Raw genomic sequence first — 20726 nt, 5'->3', positions numbered from 1 at the left:
CCTCACTCGTCGAAACTGCGGCGCGAGCGGTCGTTCGCGCGGCGAGACGCCGCGGCGTCGGTGTCCCGCCGCGCCGCCTTCTCGGCCGACTCGCGGTCCATCACCTGTCGCCCATTCTTCTCGCTATCGACCGCGGCCCACAGGAGCAGGCCGCCGCCGACGCTCACGAACAGGACCAGCGCGAACATCGCGGCTCCGGACATGGCAACCTCAACCGAGGAACACGTCCACGATGTCGCTCCCCGTGGAGCCAGTGTCGCGGTAGAGTTCCGAGTAGCCGCAGCTCAGGCACGAGACGACCTGAAACTGGTTGGTCTGAATGTCGAACATCTTCGAGAGACCGCCGCCGGTCGTCGAAATCGTTCCCACGTCGGTCTCGGTGTGGCCGCACTTCGGACAGCCGTCGTCGTCGTGGATTTCGTCGGAGGGCATCGTCGGCGATTGTCGGACCGTTGGCATGAGCTTTGTGGTCGGTCGGAAGCGATTGGCGAACTCCGCATCGTCACCGGAGCGCCGTCACCAGCAGGACCACGCCTGCGACGGCACCCAACAGCGCGAGCGACGTGCCGCCCAACTCGCCCGAACGTCCAGCGGGCAGGTCCCGCGCGAGCAGACCGGCCGCGAGCGCGGCGCAGACCCCGACCGCGAGGACGCCGAGACCGTGGAGCAGTTCGACCTTCCGAGTCGCCGCGCGGCGGCCGACCTCCGACCCGAGCGTCGTGGCGAACTCCCCGGCGTCCCAGACCGCCAGCGCGGCGACGAGCGCGGCGAAGACGAGCCACGTCGGCGCGCTCACAGTCCCGGCGAACGCCGCGGCGACGAAGAGACCGCCCCCCGCGAGCGCCGGACCGGCCGCGCGGTCGGTGACGAACCCGAGCGCGAACGCGACCCAGAGCGCGAAGAGACTCACCACCGCGAGCAAAAGCACGCCCGCGGTCAGACCGAGGACGACCGTCTCGCCGCCGTAGAACGTTACGACGCCCTCCGAGAGGTCCCGGAAGCGCCCCGCCAGCGGCGCGTCGAGTCGCCCGGCGACGAAGCCGACGAGCGCGTCGAGGAGCGGTCGGTGAACCACGCCGACCGACGCGACGACTGCCATCCCGGCGAGGAACGGCGCGTAGCCGACCAGCATCTCCCGCGTGGAGGTGCGCGACGAGCGCCGGACCAGCGCCGCCACAAGTGCCAGCGCGCCCGCGACGAGCGCGAGCCACCAGAGCGCGGTCCGGACGCCCGGCGTCGCCGTGAGGGTGACGAGGAAGTCCCGGACCGCGCCGGGGAGCGCGCTCTCGACCACCGACTCGGAAATCCCCAGTTCGACGAGGAAGACGACCGGGAGCGCGACGACGCCGAGTCCGAGGAGTTGCCCAAGCGCGCGCTGAAGGCCCGCCGCGAGGGCCGCGACCCTCACATCGCCGAGTTCGGCGTCCCCTGCCAGTTCCTCGGTCGGGAGGTCCCGAACCGCGAGGTAACTGGCGAGCGTTGCGGCCGCGGCCAGCAGGCCGAACGAGAGCAGGTGAATCTCCCCTCCCGAGGGCGCGAACAACCAGTCGGTCGCCATCGACACGAAGTCGCCGACCACACCCGCCGCGCCGACCTCGAAGTTCGTCAGGAGTGCGTGGCCCGCGAGCGCGAGGAACAGGACGAACGGAAGCACCGCGACCCGGTTCGTAACGTCGAGGGACTTCGAGACGGACCACGAGGTGGCGACGCCTCGGACCGACGCCGCCGCGCCGAAGACCGCGACCGTGCCGCCCCAGAGGACCGCCAGCACGCCGACGATGCGAAGCGACTCGCCGACCACGCGGGTCGGCGACGACGCCGGGAACGAGGCCGCGAACGCGACCAGCGTCTCGTAGCCGATGCCCGCCGCGACTGCGGTCCCCGCGGGAACCAGCAGGAGACTCCCCGCCAGCGTCGCGGGCACGCGCCACCGGTCGCGCGTCAGCAACCAGAGCGCGGCCGCGAGACAGACTGCGCCCGCCGCGGCGGCGAGCGCGCCCCTCACCACCCCGACAGTCGCGCTCAGGCCCGCGACGCCGCCAGCAGTGCCCAGTAGCGCGACCGCGGTACTCGCTCTCGTCGGTGCCCAGTTCGCCGTCGAGTCGGTCGCGTCGTGTTCGTCCATCATGGTCAGAGCAGGCTCCGTAGCGAGCGTTCCAGCGCGATTCCGAGCGGGTCGTCCACGTCCCAATCGACGGTCGTCGCCCCGGCGGTCCGGAGGTCCCAAAGGCGAATCGCGCGCCGCGTCGCGGCGACCGACCGGCCGGGCGACGACCTGGCGTCTCCCCCGGTCACGTCGGGACTCAGCGCGGCAACGTCGTGGCCGCGGGCCGCCAGTGCGCGGGCCAGCGACTCCGGCCAGTCGTCCAGCACGGGCGAGACGACGACGACCTGCGCGTCGCCCGGCAGGCGCGCGAGCAGTCGCCGAGTCATCGCGTCGGCCGGGTCGGAACTCCCGTCGGGGACTCCGCCGTCCGCCGCGGCCGCGGCGGTAGCGGTGACCGGACTCGTCCCGTCGGTCGGCACGGAATCGGGGTCGTCGCGGTCGGCCGCGCGACCCACCGCGTCGAAGACGAGGCGGGCGCTCCCCGCGCCGTCGGAGTCGGCCCACGGCAGGTCGTCGGGCGGCAGACCGCCTTCGAGGTCGTCCTCGCCGAGTCCGACCGCGGTGACGCTGGTCGCCACGTTCGCGCCCGTCAGCGCGTCGTAGAGCCGTTCGGCGGCGTAGGCCGAGAGCGCCGCGCCGTTGGGGTAGCCCGCGCTCGGGGTCGTCCGGGCGACCGGCCGGGCGTCCACCACGACGACGGTCCGGGCCGCCCGCTCCTCGCGGAACCGCACCGTGGTCAGGTCGCCGGTCTTGGCGAACCGCCGCCAGTCGAGGCGACTGATGGGGTCGCCGGGCCGGTACTCGCGGGTCGAGTGGAACTCGATTCCCTCGCCGCCCGAGTCGGTGGTGTGGGTCCCGACGCGCCGCGGCGACGCCCGGCCGAACGGCGGGTCGGCGACCGAACGCGAACACGAGAGGGTCGTCTCGCCGTCCGCTTCGACCGCCGTCGTCACGCGGTCGGTCCCGCTGACGGTTCGGACTCGAACGGCCGGGTCGCCGAACTCGTAGTCGCCGCGCTTGGCGACCACGGAGTACGAGACGGTCGCCTCCTCGCCGGGGCGGAGCGCGACCGCGGCCCGCGGCGACCCCGAACTGACCGCCAACTCGTCGGGCACGCCGTCCACGATTCGCACGTCCGCGAGCGCCGACTCGCCCGGATTGTGGACCGTCAGCGTCACCTCGACCTCGCCGCCCGGCGGCGGACTTGCGGGGTCGAACGCCCTCGTCACCTCGGGTTCGGTCGCGCCCGAGAGCGACGAGAGCGCGCCGACGGCGACGTAGGCCAGCGGCACCGCCGCGGCCGCGAACAGTCGCGCCTCGGCGTAGAGCAGGCCGAGCGTCGTCAACAGGAGCGTCCCGGCGAGCGCGCCGCGGAACCGCGGGACGCGGGTGCGAGTCACGAGTTCCCTCCCGCGGTGTCGGCCGAGTCGTCGGCTGGGCCACCCCTCACCGAATCACCCTCCGCGTCCGATTTGTCGCCGAGGACGCGCTCGATTTCCCCGACCGTGCGCTCGATTCGCCGCCGTCGCTCGGCGGCCGGGTCGAGCCACGCCCGCAGGCGCGAGGCGAGCGAGAAGGAGGGTCCCGACTCCCCGGCGAGGAACGCCGCGGCGGTCTGGTCGCCGGTCCACGCGCCGGTTGCGACCGCCAACTCGGCCTGCTCTGGACCGCGGTCGGCCGCGCGAGCGTGGGCGCTCGCGGCGGTGTCCGCGAGGGTCGATTGGACTGCATCGAGCGCGCGCTCGTCGCCGTCGCAGGCGTCGGCGACGCTCGCGTCGAACGTCTCGCCGGTTCGGGCGCGGTCGGCGGCGCTCACCTGCTGGGGCCGGTCGTCCGTCGCGTCGAATCTGGCGGCCGGGCCGTCGGTCGGCGCGCGGTCCGGTCGCCCGCCGCGGGCGGCCCACGCCGCGTACGCGCCGACGACCGACCCGAGGACGAGCAGGAGTCGCTGAGGGTCTCGGGATTCGAGGACCGAGACGACCGCCGAGAGGCGGTCGGCGAGACCGGGCGCGACGACCACCGCGGCCGCGAGGAGCGTGGCCAGCGCGCCGAGCGCGCCCAGAGCGCGAACGCGCATCAGTCGTCACCTCCCGAGCGGGCGTCGCGGGAATCGCGCGCGTCGCTCCCCTCGCGGGCCGCACGCTCGATGGCGTCGATTGCCTCCTCGACGTGGGCGAGGCGGTCGCTCGGTGAGCGCGCGCCGTACTCAACGTCCCGGAAGGCGTCGCGCAGGGTGACGACCGCGGCGGGCGGCAGGCCGTCCTCGCTGACCGCGTGGTCGGCGAGTTCGCCGGGCGTCGAGGCCTCCGGTCGCCGGACCGAGACGACTCGGAGGAACGTCGCCCACGCCTCCCGGAGCGTTCGGTAGGAGTCGGCCGCCTCGGCGTCCTCAGACCCCGAAACGTCCGGCGTGGGACCGCCGCCGAGCGACCGCAACGACCCCGCGCGGACCGCCCGCACGCGCTCGGCGAACCACGCCCGGAGTCGCGCGAGCAGTTCCGAGACCGTCGTCTCGCCCGCGGCGAGTTCTTCGAGCGCGTCGAGGACCGTCTCGACGGCCCGCGCGAGGCGGTCGGCCGCGCCGAACAGCGCGGCGACCGCGAGGTCCGGAATCGCGCGCACGGTCCCGGCGAGCGCGGCGACGAGTCGCCGGAGCGTCCACCCCCGGCGGGAGGCCCCGAAAGCGAGTCCGCCGAGGACGAGTGCGAGACCGCTGAGGACCCCGGCGAGGTTGACCAGCAGTCCCGAGACGGTCGCTCGGCGCGTCTGGCCCTCCGCGGAGACGACGACCTCGGCGCTCCGCTGGACGGGGAGCGAGGCCGTCGCCGTGCCGTTGATGCCGGTGGTCTCGTTCGCGCCCGCGACTTCCACTGTGGCGTCCGTCAGCGGGTCGCCGCCGTAGGTCGCGCTGATTTCGACCGCGGTGCCGGGGAGCGCGAGCGGGAACTGTGGGTCAACGTCGAGTTCGAGGCGCGGGAGCGAGAGGGTGCGCTCGCCCGAGACCGACCCGCGGGAAACCGCGAGCGTGACGTTGCCCGGCGAGTCGGGGAGTCGGACCCGGAGACGGCCGTTCCGGTCGGTCGTGCCGACCGTCTCGCCGTCGAGGGTCACGTCGGCGTTCCGGACCGCCACGCCCTCGACCGTCGCGGTCACGACGACTTCGCGCCCCGTGGCCACGTCGCCCGAGACGGCGAGCGAGGCGTCGGTCGCCAGCGGGTACTCGGTGCCGTCGGTGGCGTTGCTCCCGTTTTCCTGCGCGAGAGCGCGCGGTGAAGGGGAAAAGGAAGAGGAAGAGAGCGAGCGCGGCGGGTCCGACAGCGAGAACGCGGCGTCGAAATTCGTCGGCGGCCCGGCGACACCCTCGACCACGTCATCGTCCGACGTGCCGCCGACCGCTATCCGCAGATTCTCGGCGTAGGGGACCTGCCCGGTCACCGTCCCCTCGGTGTCGGTGATGCCGACCTGTTCCCCGTTGAAGAAGACCGGGACGCCGATGGCGGGGGTTCCCTCGTCGGTGACGGTCACCTCGACCGTCGCGCCGGGGACCGGGGTACGATTGAGTCTGACGCTGTACTGGTCGGTCGTCCGAGAGTCGGTCTCCGTGGTCGTCTCTCCGGCGTCCTCGCCGGTCGTCGTCTCGTCGGAGTCGGTCGCGGTCGTCTCCGCGGGCGTCTCGCCGCTCTCCGTCGAGTCGGTGGGCGTCTCGCCCTCCGGCGAGGAGTCAGTCCCCGACGCGCCGGTTCGGGTCCCGCCGCTTCCGCCGCTCGTCGCGGTCGGGTCGCCCTCGCCGGGGTCGGTGGCCGTCTTGTTCGGTGAGAACCGCTCGTCGGGACTGCCTGACTCGTTGGGCGAGTAGTCGCTCGGGTCGGCGTCGGTCTGATTCGTCAGGGCGCGCTGTTCGGCGTCGAGGCGCTCGCGTCCGGGTGTCGGGTCGAATTTTACCCATCCGACATCTGGGAAGTACGCCTCGACCCACGCGTGGGCGTTCATCCCGCGGACCTCGTAGGTGTTCGCGCCGACCGACTGGCCGGTAGAGTAGCCCACGACGTAGCGCGCGGGGATGTCCTGCGAGCGGAGCATCACCGTCATCGAGGTGGCGAAATATTCGCAGTAGCCCTTCTCCATGTCGAAGACGAACTGCGAGGCCACGTCCTCGCCCGCGGGTTCCGAGACGTTCAGCGAGTAGTTCTTGTTCGATTCGAGCCACGACTCGATTCGCGTCGCGGACTCGTAGGGCGAGGAGGCGTCCGCGGTCAGGTCGTCGGTGAACCGCCCGATGCGGCGGTCGGCGTCGCCCGGCAGGTCGGTGTAGCGCCGCTCGATTTCGTCCGGGTAGTCGCTCCCCGCGGTCCGGAGAACGTTCGGGTCGCGGGCGGGCAGGTGGCTGACCCCGGAGTAGGTCGTCCCCGGCGAAATCGGGGATTGGCTCTCGAAGGCCCTGTCGTCGGTGACGTACAGCGAGTCGGCGTCCGCTTCGACGGAGTTCGCGCGCCAGACGCTCGGGAGCGCGGTCGCCGACCGCTGGAGCGTGACGCGATACTGGACCTCTCGGCCCTGAATCGCCGCGTCCTCGATGGGTCCATCGTAGGGTCGGCGCTCGCCGGAGGACTCCCACCCCGACCCGGTGTAGGTGTCGTACGCACCGGTCCGCCAGTAGGCGGGGACCGAACTCTGCACCTGAAAGTGGGTCTCGGCGTTCTGGGACCGGAAGGCGCTGGTCCCCTCGCTCGCCAGCGACCCGCCGACGTCGGTCTGGTCGCCGGGATTCAGCGCGCCGAGTCCGCCGCCGCTTCCGGTCCCGCCGCTCCCCTCCGAGAGTCCGTAGGGGTCAACGTTCGGTTGGGGGACGACGGACCCGATGGGGGAACTCCCGAGTCCGGCCCCCGAGACGGCGGGGACGAGGGTGCCCGCGAGGACGACCGCGAGGACGCAACACGCCGCGAGCGCGGCGCGGAGTCGGTCGCGGGACTGTTCGTCGTCGGGCAACAGAGGTGACGGCTTCGTTGGCATGATGAGTGAGTCCGCGGACGGCGCAGTCTTGGTGCAACGTGTGCGCAGACAGGTAAAAAGAGTGGTGGAAGTCAGGGATGTTGACAGGAGGCGGGGCGGCGGGTGTGGTCGTCTCGGAGACGCGCTCGGTGGAACGAACCACGGAGCGCGCTCGACGGACCAATCCACGGGACGCGCCGCGTCTGCGCTCGCGCTCGCGGAACCGCGAGCGCGAGCGCAGACGTAAGCAAGGAGGCACGGGGCGTGGTGGCGGTGCGGTCGGCGATGCTGTGCGGTGTCGGTGTCGTGCAGTTGCAGTGCAGTCGCGGCGACTCCTCAGCGTCGGCGATAGCTAGCGAGGTCTGTCGCCGCCGACAGTTCCCAACGAGACCGAGAGTAGAAGACTTATGACGGGTGAGTAACCATTTCCCGTCGAATGAGCGAGTTGAACCGCCGCCAATTGCTCGCTGGACTCGGCACCGCGGCCGTCGGCGTCGGCGGCTATCGCTGGTGGAACGGCGATAACTGCCCCGACCGCAGAGACCCCGAGTGGACTCTCAGCGGCGAACGCTGGTCTCCGCCCGTCACTACCGATGGTTCCGTCTACGTCTCGGAGCAGTTCGGCACCACGGATGACGACCTCGTCTCTCGCGTCGCGTCGCTGGAGCAGTACGACGGCGAACCGAACTGGGTCTTCACCGTGTCCGGTGGCGGTGCCGGGGTACCGCTCGTCGCCGACGAGACGGTCTACGTCGGAACCGGCGGGGACTTGGTGTACGCGCTCGACCGGCGGACCGGACGCGTCGAGTGGCGCTACGACGCTGACGGCCGCGAGACCTACGGCGGCGGCGCGTGGGGCCAACCGGCCAAGACCGACGGACTCGTGCTGGTCGGCGTCTCGCACTCCGAAGAGGGGGACGCGATGCCGAGCGACGACGAGACCTACACCCACCGAGTCGTCGCGCTCGACGCCGACACCGGCGAAGAGGTCTGGGCGCAGGAGGTAGACGAAATGGTCTGGACCGGTCCCGTCGCAGTCGGTGATACCGTCGTTACGGCGACGGAAGCCGGGGAGGTCTACGGATTCGCGGCCGACAACGGAACTCGACGCTGGCGGACCGGGGTCGGCGAGACGGTGAACCAGTCGATTTTCGCCGACGGCGATACGGTCCACGTCGCCAGCGGGAAGGGAGAAATCGCGGCGCTCGCCGCAGAATCGGGCGCGGAGCGGTGGACCACCTCGCTGTCGAGTTCCGTCATTTCGTTCTCGCACGACGACGCGAACCTCTTTGTCGGGACCCATTCGGGGAGCGTCGTCGCCGTCTCGCAGGACGACGGGAGCGAACGCTGGCGCTCCGCGGGCGAGGAGGGAATCTCCGGTCTCGATTCCGACGGGTCGGTCGCGTACGCCATCGACTACAGGGGGTACGTCCGAGTTCTCGACGCCGAGACGGGCGAGCGCCGAGACCTGTTCCGGGTCCCCGAGAAGCGAGGAGAGGACCTGTGCGGTTGGAGTCCGACCTACGAGCGGCGAGTCGGTCTCGTCGCTGGCGACGACGACCTGTTCGTCTCTGGGCCGTGGGTCAGACAGGTGCCCCGCTACCGGGAGTGAGGACTCGCACTGCACCACCACGATTTTCGAGGTGGAGACCGATTGGCAGACGATGCCAGCCTACAGTTCGGGATTCCGGTCGCTCGACGCCGAACACGACGACCTCGCGCTCGACGTGACAGGCGAGATTCCGTCGTGGCTCTCGGGGTCGCTGGTCCGCAACGGTCCCGGCAAGTTCGAGGTGGGCGGCCAGCGAGTCGAACACTGGTTCGACGGACTGGCGATGCTCCACAAGTTCCGGTTCGACGCCGGTTCGGTGTCGTACTCGAACCGATTTCTCCGGACCGAGACCTACCGGCGGGCCGTCGAGGAGGGCGAGATTTCGAGCCAGTTCGCCACCTCGGGGGGCTATCTCGACCAGTTGAAGTCGTTTCTGGGCGACCCGACCGACAACGCGAACGTCAACGTCGCCCGCGTCGGCGGCGAGTACGTCGCGCTGACCGAGACGCTCCGCAGAGTCCGCTTCGACCCCGAGAGCCTCGCGGTGCAGGACCATCTCGATTACGCCGACGACCTGACGGTCCACCACGTCACGGCCCATCTCCAGCGCGACGACCGGCGCGGGGAGACGGTCGGCTACGCGACGCAGTTCGGCCGGACGAACCGCTATCACGTCTATCGGGTCTCGGACGAGCAGTCCGCGGCGGGGAAAATCGAGCGCGTCCCCGTGGTCTCGCTCGACGTGGACCGCCCGGCGTACCTCCACAGTTTCGCGCTGACGCCGCGGTACGCGGTCCTCGTCGAACCGCCGTTCGTCACGAACCCGATGCGCTTTCTCCTGCCGGGCGAGGGCGGGTTCATCGACAACTTTCGCTGGCGGCCCGAGCGCGGCACGCGATTTCTCGCCGTCGAGCGCGAGACGGGGGACCTCGTGGTCGAGCGCCGCGTTACCCCGTTTTTCTTTTTCCACACGGTCAACGCCTTCGAGTCCGAGGGCGACATCGTCGTGGACCTCGTGGCCTACGAGGACGCCGAAATCGTTTCGAATCTGTTCATGGGTGCGGTCGGTGAGGAGGTCGAATCGGTGGACGAGCGCGGGGAGCGCGCCCCTGACTCCGGGCCGGACCTCAACGCCGCGGACGGCGAGTTGACGCGCTTCCGAATTCCCGTCGCGGACGACTCCGAGAGCGTCCGACGCCGGAGCGTCTACACCGGCACGGAACTCCCGCGAGTCGCCCCGCAGGCCCGGACGAAGCGGTACCGCTACGCCTACGGGCAAGCGACCGCCCGCGAAGGCCAGACCGGTCTCGTCAAGGTGACCGTCGAAACCGGCGAGGCGACCGAGTGGTGGGCCGACGACCACTACGCCGGAGAGCCGATTTTCGTGCCGAAACCGGCAGAGGATGTGGAAGGTACAGAGGGCGCAGACGCGCCCGAGGACCGCGGCGTCGTCCTCGCGCCCGCGCTCGACGCCGAGCGCGGGCAGTCGCTACTGGTCGTTCTCGACGGCGAGCGCTTCGAGGAGTTGGCGCGCGCCGAGGTTCCCCATCACATCCCGTTCGGGTTCCACGGCGAGTTCTTCCCCGAAGTCGAGCGATGACTCAGCGTTCGTGGGTCCGGACCTCGGTCCCGGTCTCCGGGACTGTCGGATGGGTCTCCGCGAACTCGCCGTCGGTCTCCTCGCGGGCCAGAATCTCCCACTCGCGGTCGCGGACGGAAACGCCCCGATGACGTTCGCTGGGAGAGTTACCCGCAGAAATTAGACCGACGACGACTTCACCGCGGGCACCTCCACGCGCTCCAGCACGTCCGCGACGATTGCGCTTCGGTCGGTCCCGCGGACGCTCGCCTCGTCGGTCAACACGAGGCGGTGGGCGAACGTCGGTTCCGCGACTCGCTTCACGTCGTCGGGGACGACGTACCCGCGGCCCGAGACGATCGCGCTGGCGCGGGCGGCCTCGAAGAGGCGCTGGATACCGCGCGGCGAGACGCCGACATCGACGCGGTCGTCCTCTCTGGTCGCTCGTCCGAGCGCGACCACGTAGTCCCGAATCTTGCCATCCACGCGGACCGATTCGAGGACGCGCTGGATGGCCGCGACCTCCCGGCCCTCCACCACGGACTGGACGCTCGGAGCCTTCGCGGTCCGGTCGGCGCGCTTGTCCACCAGTTCGCGCTCGCCGCCGAAGTCGGGGTACCCCATCGTCGTCTTGACGATGAAGCGGTCGCGCTGGGCCTCCGGCAGGCCGAAGGTGCCCTCCTGCTCGACGGGGTTCTGCGTGGCGAGGACGAAAAACGGCGTCGGGAGGTCGTGAGTCGTCCCGTCCACCGTGACCTGCCCCTCGCCCATCGCTTCCAGCAGGGCGGCTTGGGTCTTGGGCGGCGCGCGATTGATTTCGTCGGCGAGGACGACGTTGGCGAAGATAGGGCCGGGCGAGAACTCGAACTCGCCGGTTCCCTCGTCGTAGACGTTCGACCCCGTGATGTCGGCGGGGAGCAGGTCGGGGGTGAACTGAATGCGCGAAAAAGAGAGACCGAGCGCGTCGGCGAACGACCGCGCGGTCAGGGTCTTTCCCGTCCCCGGCACGTCTTCGAGCAGGACGTGCCCGCGGGCCAAGATTCCGGTGAGGACGGTTTCGAGGAACTCCTCGTCGGCGATGACCGCCGAACTGACGGCGTCGAGGACGCGCTCGCAACGCTGGGTCGCCGTGGGTTGGTCCATGTCCCGAACTCTTAGTGAGTCGTAAAGAAGCTTGGTACTCAGCAAACCGACGGGTGTTCGGTGTCGTCTCTATCGGGGGCGATTTCGGCAGGAGACCGGGTCGAAAAGACGCCACTTGCTCGCCGCGAGTCGGGGTTTCCGTGAGGTCCCATCGAAACCGTCGGCAGGAGCGACTTGCGAACAAATTTCGAGTGTGTTCGGTGAGAGAAGGAAGAAATATATGAGGTTAAGAATGTTCGAAATAGTATGGGTTTCTTCTCGACCGAGAACCGCGACGCACGCACCGTTGCAGTCCTCGGAGGAGCTATCTACGCGGTATTCGTCCTCTCGTGGCTCTTCTCGGCAGGTGTTTATTTTTCGTCTCAGGGGGTAGTGGCGGTCGTATTCGCGCTCGGCTACTCGGTGGTGGGAATGTTCGTTACGGCCGCCGTTCCCCTGTACCTGTTCGGCCGCTTCTCGCTCGTCTCCTCACCGCTTGCGACGCTCTGGATTTTGGGCGATACGGCGTATCAATGGCGGTACGGAGCGCATCTTCACCCGCTCTCGTCGTATCTGATCGTCTGGCCGATTCTATTGGGATTCGTGCTAGTAATTACGCTCGGAGAAGCAGCACTTAGAGTCGGTCTGGACCGTATTATCGGCCGGTTCGGCCTCCAACGGGTCTTTTAAACGAGGCCGGAGACCTCGACGGCCCGCTCGTCTCCGGACTACTCCTCGATGTCGATTGCGGGCCGACCCGGTTCGGTCTTGCTCGCCAGTTGGTCGTCGGCCTCATCGGCGCTCTGGACGACCACACTGGCTCCGAACTCCCGTTCCAACAGCCACGCGGCGCGTTCGAGGGCGGCGCGCTCGCGCTCGGGCGACAGTTGCTCGTCCAGTGCTTCCGAGCGCGCGGCGAGGTCCTTGGCGAAGTCCGCGGCGGCCTCGCCGACCTCGCGCAGTTGCTCGTCGCCCATGACCGTGCCGACGACGTTGCCCTCGGCGTTCGCGGCGACTTCGCGGGCGCGGTGCTTCCACTCGGGGGCGACTGCGAGCGTGACGGTCTCGGGGTCCTCGATGCCAACCGTATCCACGATGTCGCGCACGTCCTCGCGGGTGTTCTCCACGAGGCGACGCTCGATGTCGTAGTTCTCAGGGGCGTCTGCGGCGGGCCAGTCGGCCTCGGCGACGAGTCCGTCGCGGCCCAGTCGCTCCCAGACCTCTTCGGCGAGGTGGGGCGCGACCGGCGACAGAATCTTGACGGCCGTCACCAGTCCGCGCTCGAAGGTGTCGGCGTCGGGTGTGGTGTACTCCCGGTAGCGCCGCAGGAGCGAAATCTGCTCGCGGACCGCTTGGAGCGCGTGGTTGAATCGGAAGTCCTCGTACTCCTCGGTCGCGGTGGCGACCGTGGCGTCGATTTCCCGCGAAACGTAGTCGGCGACGGCCAGAGCGTCGGTGTCGTCTTCCGCGGCGGTCACCTCGCCCGCGGCGAACTCCTCGGCCAGTCGGTAGACGTTCTGCAGGAAGTTGTTCGCTGAGTGGACACCTTCGGCGCTCCACGCGAACTCCTTCTCGGGTTGGGCGGCCTCCATGATGAACAGGCGGGCGGTGTCCGCGCCGTACTCGTCGATGATGCGCTGGGGCGAGACGCCGTTGCCCTTGCTCTTGGACATCTTGTTGCCGTCCTCGCCCAGCACCATCCCCTGATTCGTCAGGTCGGTAAACGGTTCGCGGACGCCCTCCAGCAGGTCGATGTCGTCCAGCACCTTCGTGAAGAACCGGGCGTACAGCAGGTGCATCACGGCGTGTTCGATGCCGCCGACGTACTGGTCTACCGGCATCCAATCGCTCGGTCGGTCGGTGTCGAAGGGCACCGCTTTTTCGTCCGGCGAGACGTAGCGCAGGAAGTACCACGACGAGTCCACGAAGGTGTCCATCGTATCGGTCTCGCGCACGGCGTCGCCGCCACAGTCGGGACACTCGACGCGCTTCCACTCCTCGGCGGCGTCCAGCGGGTTGCCCGTCGTGTGGACGAACTCGGGCAACTCGACCGGCAGGTCCTCGTCGGGTACCGGGACGTGGCCACAGTCGTCACAGTGAATCATCGGGATGGGGGTGCCCCAGTAGCGCTGGCGCGAGATGCCCCAGTCCCGGAGTTTGTACTCGGTGCGGTGGTCGCCGTCGAACTCCTCGACGAACCGCTCGCGGGCCTCCTCGCTGGGCAGGCCGTCGAACTCGCCGCTGTTGACCAGCACGCCGTCGGGCGTGTAGGCGTCTTCCTGTACGTCTACCTCCTCGGGGTCGGTGTCGGCGTCCGGCGCGGGTTCCACGACCTGTTCGATGGGAATGTCGTGGGCCTCGGCGAACTCGTGGTCCCGGTCGTCGTGGCCGGGCACCGCGTACAGCGCGCCCGTGCCCACGTCGGTCAGCACGTAGTCGGCGACGTAGACGGGAATCTCGTCGCCCGTGGCTGGGTTGACCGCGTACTCTCCTGTGAACACACCGGAGGTCACGTCGAGGTCGTCCTCGTCGGCGTGTTCGGCCTCGTCGATGTACTCGGCGACTTCCTCGTTGTCTTCGGCGATTTCCTGCGCGACGGGGTGGCCGGGAGCCAGCGAGAAGAAGGTCGCGCCGTGAATCGTGTCGAGTCGCGTCGTGAAGATGTCTACGTCGCCGTAGCCCGGAATCTCGAAGGCCACGCTGTCGCCCTCTTGGCGGCCGATCCAGTTGCGCTGCATCTCCCGGACGTTGGCGGGCCAGTCGTCCAGTTCGTCCAGCGACTCCAGCAGTTCGTCGGCGTAGTCGGTAATGGTGAAAAACCACTGGTCCATCTCGCGGTGTTCGATGGGCGTGTCACACCGCCAGCACAGTTCCGCCTCGCCCTCGACCTGCTCGTCGGCCAGCACGGTCTCGCAGGAGGGACACCAGTTCAGTTCGGCGCTCTGGCGCTCTAACAGCCCCTCGTCGCGGAATCGCTTGAACAGCCACTGGTTCCACTGGTAGTAGTCGGGGTCGCAGGTCGTGACCTCGCGCTCCCAGTCGTAGCCAAAGCCCATCGCCTTGAGCTGTTCTTTCATCGAGTCGATGCAATCCAGCGTCCAGTCGCGCGGGTTGGTGTCGCGCTCCTCGGCGGCGTTCTCGGCGGGCAGGCCAAACGAGTCCCACCCCATCGGGTGCAGAACGTTCTCGCCGCGGAGTCGCTCGAATCGGGCGTAGGCGTCGGTGATGGTGTAGTTACGAACGTGGCCCATGTGGAGGTTCCCGGAGGTGTAAGGGAACATGGCGAGGACGTACTCGGGGTCCTCGGCGCTGTCCGGAATGCGGAACACGTCGGCGTCCTCCCACTCGCGTTGCCACTTCGGTTCGACCGACGTATGGTCGAACCCTCGTTCGCGCTGCTCGGTAGTCATTATATCGAAATACGGGCGACCACGATACAATAGCTTTGCCTTCTGCCAGTCGCCGCCACACCGTCGGGACCGTCATCTCCTTGGCCCTACCGCCCGAATCGTCGCCCATGCGCCGCGTCGGTCTCCGCGCCCTGATGGCCCTCGTCGGTCTCGCCCTGCTCGCCGTCTACGCGGGCGTCGCCTACCTCGGCTACCGACTGCTGGCCGCGGTCTGGCTGGCGCGCGCCGACCTGCTTGCGGTCGTCCTCTGGACCACCGGTCTCACCGTCGCGCTCGGCTACCTCAGCTACCGCTTCGGCACGGGACAGCTCCTCTCTCGGGTCGGCGCGGCCGACCTCTCGCGCCGTCGCGCACCCGAGGTCCACGCTCGCCTCGACCGCCTCGCCGAGGAGATGAACGCGGGCCGACCCCGCCTGCTCGTCGGGCGCATCGGTGCGCCGAACGCCATGGCGCTGGGCGGGGTCCGGGATGGCGCGGTCGTTCTCGACCGCTCGGTGTTGTTCCTGCTGTCGGCCGACGAACTCGAAGCCCTGCTGGCCCACGAACTCGCGCACCTCGAAAGCAAGGACAGCCTCGTCCAGACGCTGGCCTACAGCACCGGGCAGTCGCTCGTCTGGGTCGTCGTCGCCGCGGCGCTCCCGTTCGTCCTCGTCGGGTCGGGGCTGCACCGGGCGTTCGACTGGCTTCGAGGGCGACCGCCCGCCGACGCGCTCGCGCCTGTCGCCTCGCTCCGCAGGCGAGTCGGACAAGTCGTCATGGTCGGGTTCGTGGCGCTCACGCTCGTCATGCTCGCACACTCGCGGCGGCGCGAGTACGCCGCCGACGACCGCGCGGCCGCGGTAACGGGCAATCCCCTCGCACTCGCCCGCGCGCTCCGGAAAATCGAGCGCGCCACCGAACCGCGATGGGCGATGTCGTCATCGCTGTACGTCCGCGGCGACGAGGACGGCGCGCTGACGCGACTGCTCTCGACGCATCCCGAGATGGACGAGCGCATCGACCGACTGGTCGAGCGCGCGGACCGCGAGCGCGGCGCGGTGTCGATAACGGTTCGATGAGCTGCCGGGAGGTCCCGAGCGAGTCCACCGGCCGAATCCGTTATTTCGCTCGCTTCCCTAGTACCACTGCTATGAAACGACGAACGTTCGTGAAAGGCGGGGGGACAGTCGCGGTGGGCGGACTTACGGGCCTCGCAGGGTGTAACGCGCCGTCGGGAGACGGCGCTGAAGGGACGACGACGGAGACGACCCCGGCGGGGACGACTGCCGAGGACGCGGCCGAGACGGACGGAACGACGACCGAGGATGGCGGACCCGTGCAGGTCGCCATGATTAGCGAGGGGACCAACTACTACTTCGACCCCATCGGCCTGTTCGTCGAACCGGGGACGACTGTCGAGTGGGTCAACCAGTCGGGGTCCCACTCTGCGACGGCTTACGCCGAGGGGACGGGCAGCGCGGAAGTCACCCGCATTCCGGACGACGCGGAGCCGTGGAACAGCGAAATCATCACCGAGCAGGGCGGCACCTTCAGCCACACCTTCGAGGTGGAGGGCACCTACGACTACTTTTGCATCCCGCACAAGACGCTGGGGATGGTCGCGCGAATCGTCTGTGGACAACCCGGCGGCGTTGAGGGGAACCCGCCGGACGGCGAGGTGCCCGCGCCCCAAGACATCGTGGACCGAGGGTCCATCTCCTACGAGGAGTTCGCGGGCGACGGATAGGTCCACAACGAGTCGCGTTGCGCGACGCCGTCAGTCGTCGTCGCCGGAGACGCTTTCGAGGTCCGCTTCGGTGAGCGCCCGACGCCACGACCCGAACCGTCGGTGGTAGGTCACGGGGGCGTACTGGCCCCGGTCGTCCATCTCGGCGGCCTTCGGGGAGCGGCCGAGTTCGTCGGTGAGACGCTCTATCTCCCGGAGAAGTTCGGTCTCGGAGATGCCGTCGTTGGTGTCGAGCATCGCCTCGCGGAGCGCGTTCGACCAGCTACCGAACCGGAGCTGATAGGTCCGGTTCGAATACTCGCCGTGGTCGGTCATGTCCCGCTGGGTCGGCGGCTCGCCCAGCTCGGTGTAGAGCCGCTGAAGCTCGGCCAGTAGTTCTCTGTCGGGAATGCGCTTGCTACCCATCTCGTCGGGGTCCAACCCGGCCGCCTCCAGCGCCTCGTTCCAGCCTCCGAAGACTTCCTGATAGCGCTCCGGCGCGTACTCGCCCTCCTCGTGCATGTCCACCACGGTCGGCGTCTTGCCGAGCCGGGCGGCCAGCGACTGAAGTGCGGACCGGAGCGTCTCCGGAGTGACTTGCTGGCTCATCTGGTCGTTACGTTTGAGCGAGAAGTCTTAAATCTGAGCGTTTCTGGATTCTCCAGAGGTGTAACTCATTTGTCGGTGTCCGATTCGGCAAGATATCAACGACTATAATTCTGTTTTCAATTAAGCAAGTATTTATATAGGGGGAATGCGAACGTCGCAACTAAGCACGTATCATCTCGGGAGAAGTGCCGGTTCGGGGCGGCTTTGGCGGTCCCCCGCCGACGAACGTACCATGCGGCGTCGGTATAATAAAGTATATGGCCGCTTCTCACGGGTGATAACGTGACGGAAAACAGAGAAATACGAAACATGAAACTCAAAGCACTATTCGAAGACGACGGCGCAGTCTCGCCGGTCATCGGCGTCATCCTGATGGTGGCGATTACGGTGATTCTGGCCGCGGTGATTGGAACGTTCGTTCTCGGTCTCGGCGACCGAGTGAGTCAGGCGAGTCCGAACTCACAGTTTAGTTTCAATTACGGGACTGCTGGCGGAACGAACGGAGACTACGTGAACATCACTCACGACGGCGGTGACGGTGTTGAGGCGGACCAACTTAGCGTTCAGATTAACAGTAGCACTGCGTGGAACGGTACAGGTTATGAGAACAACTTCATCAGTGCCGGAGGCAGTGATGGATGGTCTGGAAAGAAAATCACCGCTGGCAATACCCTCGACATTCAGGAAGACGGTAGCTTCATGAGCGACGGCGACACGGTGAAAGTCATTTGGAGTGCTTCGGGTAGCGACAAGACGGCTGTCGTTGGCGAGTCCGAGGTGTCGCTCTGACGATGGAGCTGAAAAACTTGTTCGGTGACGAGGACGCCGTCTCGCCGGTCATCGGCGTCATCCTGATGGTGGCGATTACGGTCATCCTCGCCGCCGTCATCGGTACGTTCGTCCTCGGTCTCGGCGACCGCGTGAATCAGGCGAGTCCGAGTGCGACGTTCAGTTTCGACTATAGCCAATCTAGCGGCAATATCACTGTGGATACAGTTCACGACGGTGGGGACTCCGTTGCGGCCGACCAAGTGAACGTTACTGTCGGTGGACAGAACGTCTACGGCAACGGTGGTCTTGTAGTGAGCAGTTCAGATAACAGTTCCTTCCCGAACGAAGATATTACTGCTGGTGACGGTCTCACCGTCAACAGCAGTTCCTTCTCGGACGGCGACGCAGTGAAAATCATCTGGAAAGCGTCCGGTAGCGACAAGACGGCGGTCATCGGCGAGTCTGAAGTCAACGTCTAGTCGGCGTACGCATTTCCCGATTTTTCGCGCTCTCACTCCGACAACCCCGTGTTTCGCCACTGCGACGACCGAGGCTACACGTCCGCGCTGGCGACGAACAGCAGATGTTCGGCCGCGTCCTCCACGGCGTCCATCGCGGCGTCGAGTTTCAAGATTAACTCCCGGACCACGAGCGCCTCCGCGGTCGGCCGCCCCTCGAAGGCCGCCGCGAGCGCGTCGTGTTTCAGGCCGTCGCACTCGCTTTCGAGGTCGGCCACCCGGTCAACCGCGTCGGTGACCGAGACCGCCGCGCTCTCGCCGACCAACTGCTCGACGTAGGCGGTCGTCGCCGCGGCCAACTCTGCGGCCGCCTCGGCGGTCAGCATCGCCATCTCTCGGAGCGTCGTCCGCGCCGAATCGCCCAGTTCCGGGGTGATAGCGTGTAGCTCTCGAACGAATCCCTCCGCGCGATTCGGCACCGCGTCGATGGCGGCGTAGAGTCTGGCCACGTCGTCCACGCGGAGATACATCTCGGTGTAGTTCGGCGGCATCGACTCGCGGACGGTCCCTCGCAGCTCTCGAAGCGCGGTGTCGCAGGCCGATTCGTGCTCGGCGACGCGCTCGACCGCTTCCTCGAACGCGGCCGGGTCGGTTCCGTAGGCGTCAAGCGCGTCCGGGAGGTGGGCGGTCGTGTCGGTCACCCCGTCGAGGTACGTTTCGGTCAGTCTCCGAACTGCCGCGGCGTAGTCTCCCCTCGCAGAACTCATATCGGAGACGCGAGCGAGCAACGGGAAAAGGCTACTATGAGGGGTACGTTCGGGAACCGTACTCATACCATTGAGCGCGGACTTTCGGGTCGGTATCGCGTCTTTCGCTGTCTCGGTAAGCCGAAACCCGAAACGAAATAACCGCCGCCGCGGTACGCTCTCTCGTGACGATTCGAACGGTCAGTTCCCGCGAGTCCTTCGAAACTCTCGCCGCGACTCTCGACGCGCCCGCCCGAATCCCGGTCGAAGTCCGGACCGCGGTCGGCGACCCGTACGACGCCTACCGGCGCGCGCGCAACGAGGAAGGGGGCGTCTACCTCGAAACGACCGGCGGACAGGACGGGTGGGGCTACTTCGCCACCGACCCCGAGCGATGGGTCCGGACCGACGCCTCGGACGCAACGCCGGAGGGGTTCGCCGCGCTGGACGACCTGCTCGGCGAGGAGCGACTGGTCCGCGGGGACTGCGACGTGCCCTACCCCTGCGGCGCGCTCGGGTGGTTCTCCTACGACCTCGCCCGCGAGTTGGAGGAACTACCCGACACGACCGACGACGACCGCGACCTCCCGCGGCTTCAGTTGGGCGTCTACGACCGCGTGGCGTCGTGGCGCGAACCGCGCGACGGGGGCGAGACGGAGTTACGAGTCACCTGCTGTCCGCGAGTCGCGCCGGATGACGACGCGGCCGAACTCTACCGCCGGGCGGTCGAGCGCGCCCGCGACCTCGCGCGGCGGGCGAGCGAGGGCGACCCGCAGGTCGAAGACCCGCCCGCCGACGCCGAGACGGCGACGTTCCGCAACGAGGTCGGCCGCGAGGAGTACGCCGAGCGCGTGCGCCGGACCAAGGCGTACGTCCGCGACGGCGAGACGTTTCAGGCGAATATCTCCCAGCGACTCGTCGCGCCCGCGGCGGTCCACCCCGTCTCGGCGTTCGCGGCGCTCCGGTGGGTGAACCCCGCGCCGTACTCCGCGATGGTGGAGTTCCCCGGCGTCGATCTGGTCTCGGCAAGTCCGGAACTCCTGATAGACTGCGCGGGCGATCGTCTCGTGACCGAACCCATCGCCGGGACCCGGCCGCGCGGCGAGACGCCCGCGGACGACCGACGACTGGAGCGCGAACTGCTCGACAGCGAGAAGGAACACGCCGAACACGCGATGCTGGTCGATTTGGAGCGCAACGACCTCGGGAAGGTCTGTGAGTTCGGGTCGGTCGAGGTCTCGGAGTACCGGCGTATCGACCGCTACTCCGAGGTGATGCACACCGTCTCGAAGGTCGTCGGGCGTCGCCGCGAGGACGCCTCGGTCGCGGACGCCATCGCCGCCGTCTTCCCCGGCGGGACCATCACGGGTGCCCCCAAACCCCGGACAATGGAGATAATCGACGAACTCGAATCGACCCGGCGCGGTCCCTACACCGGCGCTATCGGCGCCGTCGGGTTCGACGAGCGCGCCACGCTGAACATGACCATCCGGACGCTGGTCCGGGCGGGCGAGCAGTATTATCTGCGGGTCGGCGCGGGCATCGTCCACGATTCGGACCCCGACGACGAACACGAGGAGACGCTGGCGAAGGGCCGGGCGCTGGTCCGCGCGATGGACGACGCGCTCGGCGACGAGGCGGAGTTGGCCGTCGAGGAGTGAGCGGGGGATTTCGGAGA

At 68.3% G+C, this 20726-nt stretch carries 19 protein-coding genes; 9 read left to right on the top strand and 10 right to left on the bottom strand.

The features are described 5' to 3' along the window. Positions 1-2: 2 nt before the first annotated feature. From EP007_RS13465 to EP007_RS13440, 6 genes are all read right to left on the bottom strand, one after another. Entirely contained in the window at positions 3-203 is a 201-nt protein-coding gene (locus EP007_RS13465; protein ID WP_128478147.1) for a hypothetical protein, read from the bottom strand. Between the two features lie 7 nt (positions 204-210). After that, positions 211-432 (bottom strand): zinc ribbon domain-containing protein, encoded by a 222-nt coding sequence (locus EP007_RS13460; RefSeq protein ID WP_128478146.1) that lies wholly within the window; start codon positions 430-432, stop codon positions 211-213. 70 nt (positions 433-502) lie between these two features. Beyond that, a complete protein-coding gene (locus EP007_RS13455; protein ID WP_128478145.1) occupies positions 503-2128 on the bottom strand; it encodes a DUF7519 family protein in 1626 nt (541 codons plus the stop codon). Positions 2129-2130: 2 nt separating this feature from the next. Further along, a complete protein-coding gene (locus EP007_RS13450; protein ID WP_128478144.1) occupies positions 2131-3507 on the bottom strand; it encodes a DUF58 domain-containing protein in 1377 nt (458 codons plus the stop codon). After that, positions 3504-4184, bottom strand: coding sequence for a DUF7269 family protein (locus EP007_RS13445; RefSeq protein WP_128478143.1), 681 nt, complete (start codon positions 4182-4184; stop codon positions 3504-3506). Before EP007_RS13445 ends, EP007_RS13450 begins: the two co-directional genes overlap by 4 nt. Then, positions 4184-7117: a transglutaminaseTgpA domain-containing protein gene (locus tag EP007_RS13440; RefSeq protein WP_128478142.1), complete on the bottom strand. Its 2934-nt coding sequence runs from the start codon at positions 7115-7117 to the stop codon at positions 4184-4186. Before EP007_RS13440 ends, EP007_RS13445 begins: the two co-directional genes overlap by 1 nt. A gap of 415 nt (positions 7118-7532) precedes the next feature. On the opposite strand from EP007_RS13440, the gene EP007_RS13435 reads away from it, so the two are divergent. Genes EP007_RS13435 through EP007_RS17570 form a run of 3 tightly spaced genes read left to right on the top strand, consistent with a single transcriptional unit; the run spans position 7533 to position 10411 of the window. Continuing rightward, entirely contained in the window at positions 7533-8708 is a 1176-nt protein-coding gene (locus tag EP007_RS13435) for an outer membrane protein assembly factor BamB family protein (RefSeq protein ID WP_128478141.1), read from the top strand. Between the two features lie 52 nt (positions 8709-8760). Further along, the gene (locus tag EP007_RS13430) at positions 8761-10248 is read left to right on the top strand and encodes a carotenoid oxygenase family protein (protein ID WP_128478140.1); all 1488 of its coding nucleotides are present in this window, start codon (positions 8761-8763) and stop codon (positions 10246-10248) included. A gap of 10 nt (positions 10249-10258) precedes the next feature. Further along, on the top strand, positions 10259-10411 hold the full coding sequence (locus EP007_RS17570) for a hypothetical protein (RefSeq protein WP_166035592.1): 153 nt from the start codon (positions 10259-10261) through the stop codon (positions 10409-10411). Here the strand turns inward: EP007_RS17570 and EP007_RS13425 are convergent. Further along, positions 10408-11370: an AAA family ATPase gene (locus EP007_RS13425; RefSeq protein WP_128478139.1), complete on the bottom strand. Its 963-nt coding sequence runs from the start codon at positions 11368-11370 to the stop codon at positions 10408-10410. The genes EP007_RS17570 and EP007_RS13425 overlap by 4 nt on opposite strands. Positions 11371-11616: 246 nt before the next feature. On the opposite strand from EP007_RS13425, the gene EP007_RS13420 reads away from it, so the two are divergent. Then, complete coding sequence (locus tag EP007_RS13420) at positions 11617-12039, top strand: hypothetical protein (RefSeq protein WP_128478138.1); 423 nt, start codon at positions 11617-11619, stop codon at positions 12037-12039. A 38-nt stretch (positions 12040-12077) separates the two neighbouring features. Here the strand turns inward: EP007_RS13420 and leuS are convergent, their stop codons facing one another. Next, positions 12078-14759 carry a leucine--tRNA ligase gene (gene leuS, locus EP007_RS13415; RefSeq protein WP_128478137.1) on the bottom strand — a complete coding sequence of 894 codons (2682 nt, stop codon included), beginning with the start codon at positions 14757-14759 and terminating at the stop codon, positions 12078-12080. A gap of 107 nt (positions 14760-14866) precedes the next feature. Here leuS and EP007_RS13410 point away from each other — a divergent pair, with 107 nt between their 5' ends. Beyond that, positions 14867-15817 carry a M48 family metallopeptidase gene (locus EP007_RS13410; protein WP_128478602.1) on the top strand — a complete coding sequence of 317 codons (951 nt, stop codon included), beginning with the start codon at positions 14867-14869 and terminating at the stop codon, positions 15815-15817. Positions 15818-15888: 71 nt separating this feature from the next. After that, positions 15889-16485 carry a plastocyanin/azurin family copper-binding protein gene (locus EP007_RS13405; RefSeq protein ID WP_128478136.1) on the top strand — a complete coding sequence of 199 codons (597 nt, stop codon included), beginning with the start codon at positions 15889-15891 and terminating at the stop codon, positions 16483-16485. Positions 16486-16515: 30 nt separating this feature from the next. On the opposite strand, the gene EP007_RS13400 is transcribed toward EP007_RS13405, so the two are convergent. Then, entirely contained in the window at positions 16516-17073 is a 558-nt protein-coding gene (locus tag EP007_RS13400) for a homing endonuclease associated repeat-containing protein (RefSeq protein ID WP_128478135.1), read from the bottom strand. Positions 17074-17382: 309 nt separating this feature from the next. On the opposite strand from EP007_RS13400, the gene EP007_RS13395 reads away from it, so the two are divergent. After that, complete coding sequence (locus tag EP007_RS13395) at positions 17383-17862, top strand: type IV pilin (protein ID WP_128478134.1); 480 nt, start codon at positions 17383-17385, stop codon at positions 17860-17862. A gap of 2 nt (positions 17863-17864) precedes the next feature. Next, the gene (locus tag EP007_RS13390) at positions 17865-18323 is read left to right on the top strand and encodes a type IV pilin (protein ID WP_128478133.1); all 459 of its coding nucleotides are present in this window, start codon (positions 17865-17867) and stop codon (positions 18321-18323) included. 74 nt (positions 18324-18397) lie between these two features. On the opposite strand, the gene EP007_RS13385 is transcribed toward EP007_RS13390, so the two are convergent. Continuing rightward, positions 18398-19069, bottom strand: coding sequence for a DUF47 family protein (locus EP007_RS13385; RefSeq protein WP_166035590.1), 672 nt, complete (start codon positions 19067-19069; stop codon positions 18398-18400). 164 nt (positions 19070-19233) lie between these two features. Here EP007_RS13385 and pabB point away from each other — a divergent pair, with 164 nt between their 5' ends. Beyond that, a complete protein-coding gene (gene pabB, locus EP007_RS13380; RefSeq protein WP_394346043.1) occupies positions 19234-20709 on the top strand; it encodes an aminodeoxychorismate synthase, component I in 1476 nt (491 codons plus the stop codon). The last annotated feature ends 17 nt before the right edge of the window (positions 20710-20726 follow it).

It is taken from the genome of Halorussus pelagicus, assembly GCF_004087835.1.
Classification (GTDB): domain Archaea; phylum Halobacteriota; class Halobacteria; order Halobacteriales; family Haladaptataceae; genus Halorussus; species Halorussus pelagicus.
This window is presented reverse-complemented; position numbering and strand designations above follow the sequence as displayed.

What these genes read in the sequence shown, in the direction of transcription:
- EP007_RS13465 (WP_128478147.1), bottom strand. Translation starts at nt 203, where the DNA reads ATGTCCGGAGCCGCGATGTTCGCGCTGGTCCTGTTCGTGAGCGTCGGC.
- EP007_RS13460 (WP_128478146.1), bottom strand. Translation starts at nt 432, where the DNA reads ATGCCCTCCGACGAAATCCACGACGACGACGGCTGTCCGAAGTGCGGC.
- EP007_RS13455 (WP_128478145.1), bottom strand. Translation starts at nt 2,128, where the DNA reads ATGATGGACGAACACGACGCGACCGACTCGACGGCGAACTGGGCACCG.
- EP007_RS13445 (WP_128478143.1), bottom strand. Translation starts at nt 4,184, where the DNA reads ATGCGCGTTCGCGCTCTGGGCGCGCTCGGCGCGCTGGCCACGCTCCTC.
- EP007_RS13440 (WP_128478142.1), bottom strand. Translation starts at nt 7,117, where the DNA reads ATGCCAACGAAGCCGTCACCTCTGTTGCCCGACGACGAACAGTCCCGC.
- EP007_RS13435 (WP_128478141.1), top strand. Translation starts at nt 7,533, where the DNA reads ATGAGCGAGTTGAACCGCCGCCAATTGCTCGCTGGACTCGGCACCGCG.
- EP007_RS13430 (WP_128478140.1), top strand. Translation starts at nt 8,761, where the DNA reads ATGCCAGCCTACAGTTCGGGATTCCGGTCGCTCGACGCCGAACACGAC.
- EP007_RS13425 (WP_128478139.1), bottom strand. Translation starts at nt 11,370, where the DNA reads ATGGACCAACCCACGGCGACCCAGCGTTGCGAGCGCGTCCTCGACGCC.
- EP007_RS13420 (WP_128478138.1), top strand. Translation starts at nt 11,617, where the DNA reads ATGGGTTTCTTCTCGACCGAGAACCGCGACGCACGCACCGTTGCAGTC.
- leuS (WP_128478137.1), bottom strand. Translation starts at nt 14,759, where the DNA reads ATGACTACCGAGCAGCGCGAACGAGGGTTCGACCATACGTCGGTCGAA.
- EP007_RS13410 (WP_128478602.1), top strand. Translation starts at nt 14,867, where the DNA reads ATGCGCCGCGTCGGTCTCCGCGCCCTGATGGCCCTCGTCGGTCTCGCC.
- EP007_RS13405 (WP_128478136.1), top strand. Translation starts at nt 15,889, where the DNA reads ATGAAACGACGAACGTTCGTGAAAGGCGGGGGGACAGTCGCGGTGGGC.
- EP007_RS13400 (WP_128478135.1), bottom strand. Translation starts at nt 17,073, where the DNA reads ATGAGCCAGCAAGTCACTCCGGAGACGCTCCGGTCCGCACTTCAGTCG.
- EP007_RS13395 (WP_128478134.1), top strand. Translation starts at nt 17,383, where the DNA reads ATGAAACTCAAAGCACTATTCGAAGACGACGGCGCAGTCTCGCCGGTC.
- EP007_RS13390 (WP_128478133.1), top strand. Translation starts at nt 17,865, where the DNA reads ATGGAGCTGAAAAACTTGTTCGGTGACGAGGACGCCGTCTCGCCGGTC.
- EP007_RS13385 (WP_166035590.1), bottom strand. Translation starts at nt 19,069, where the DNA reads ATGAGTTCTGCGAGGGGAGACTACGCCGCGGCAGTTCGGAGACTGACC.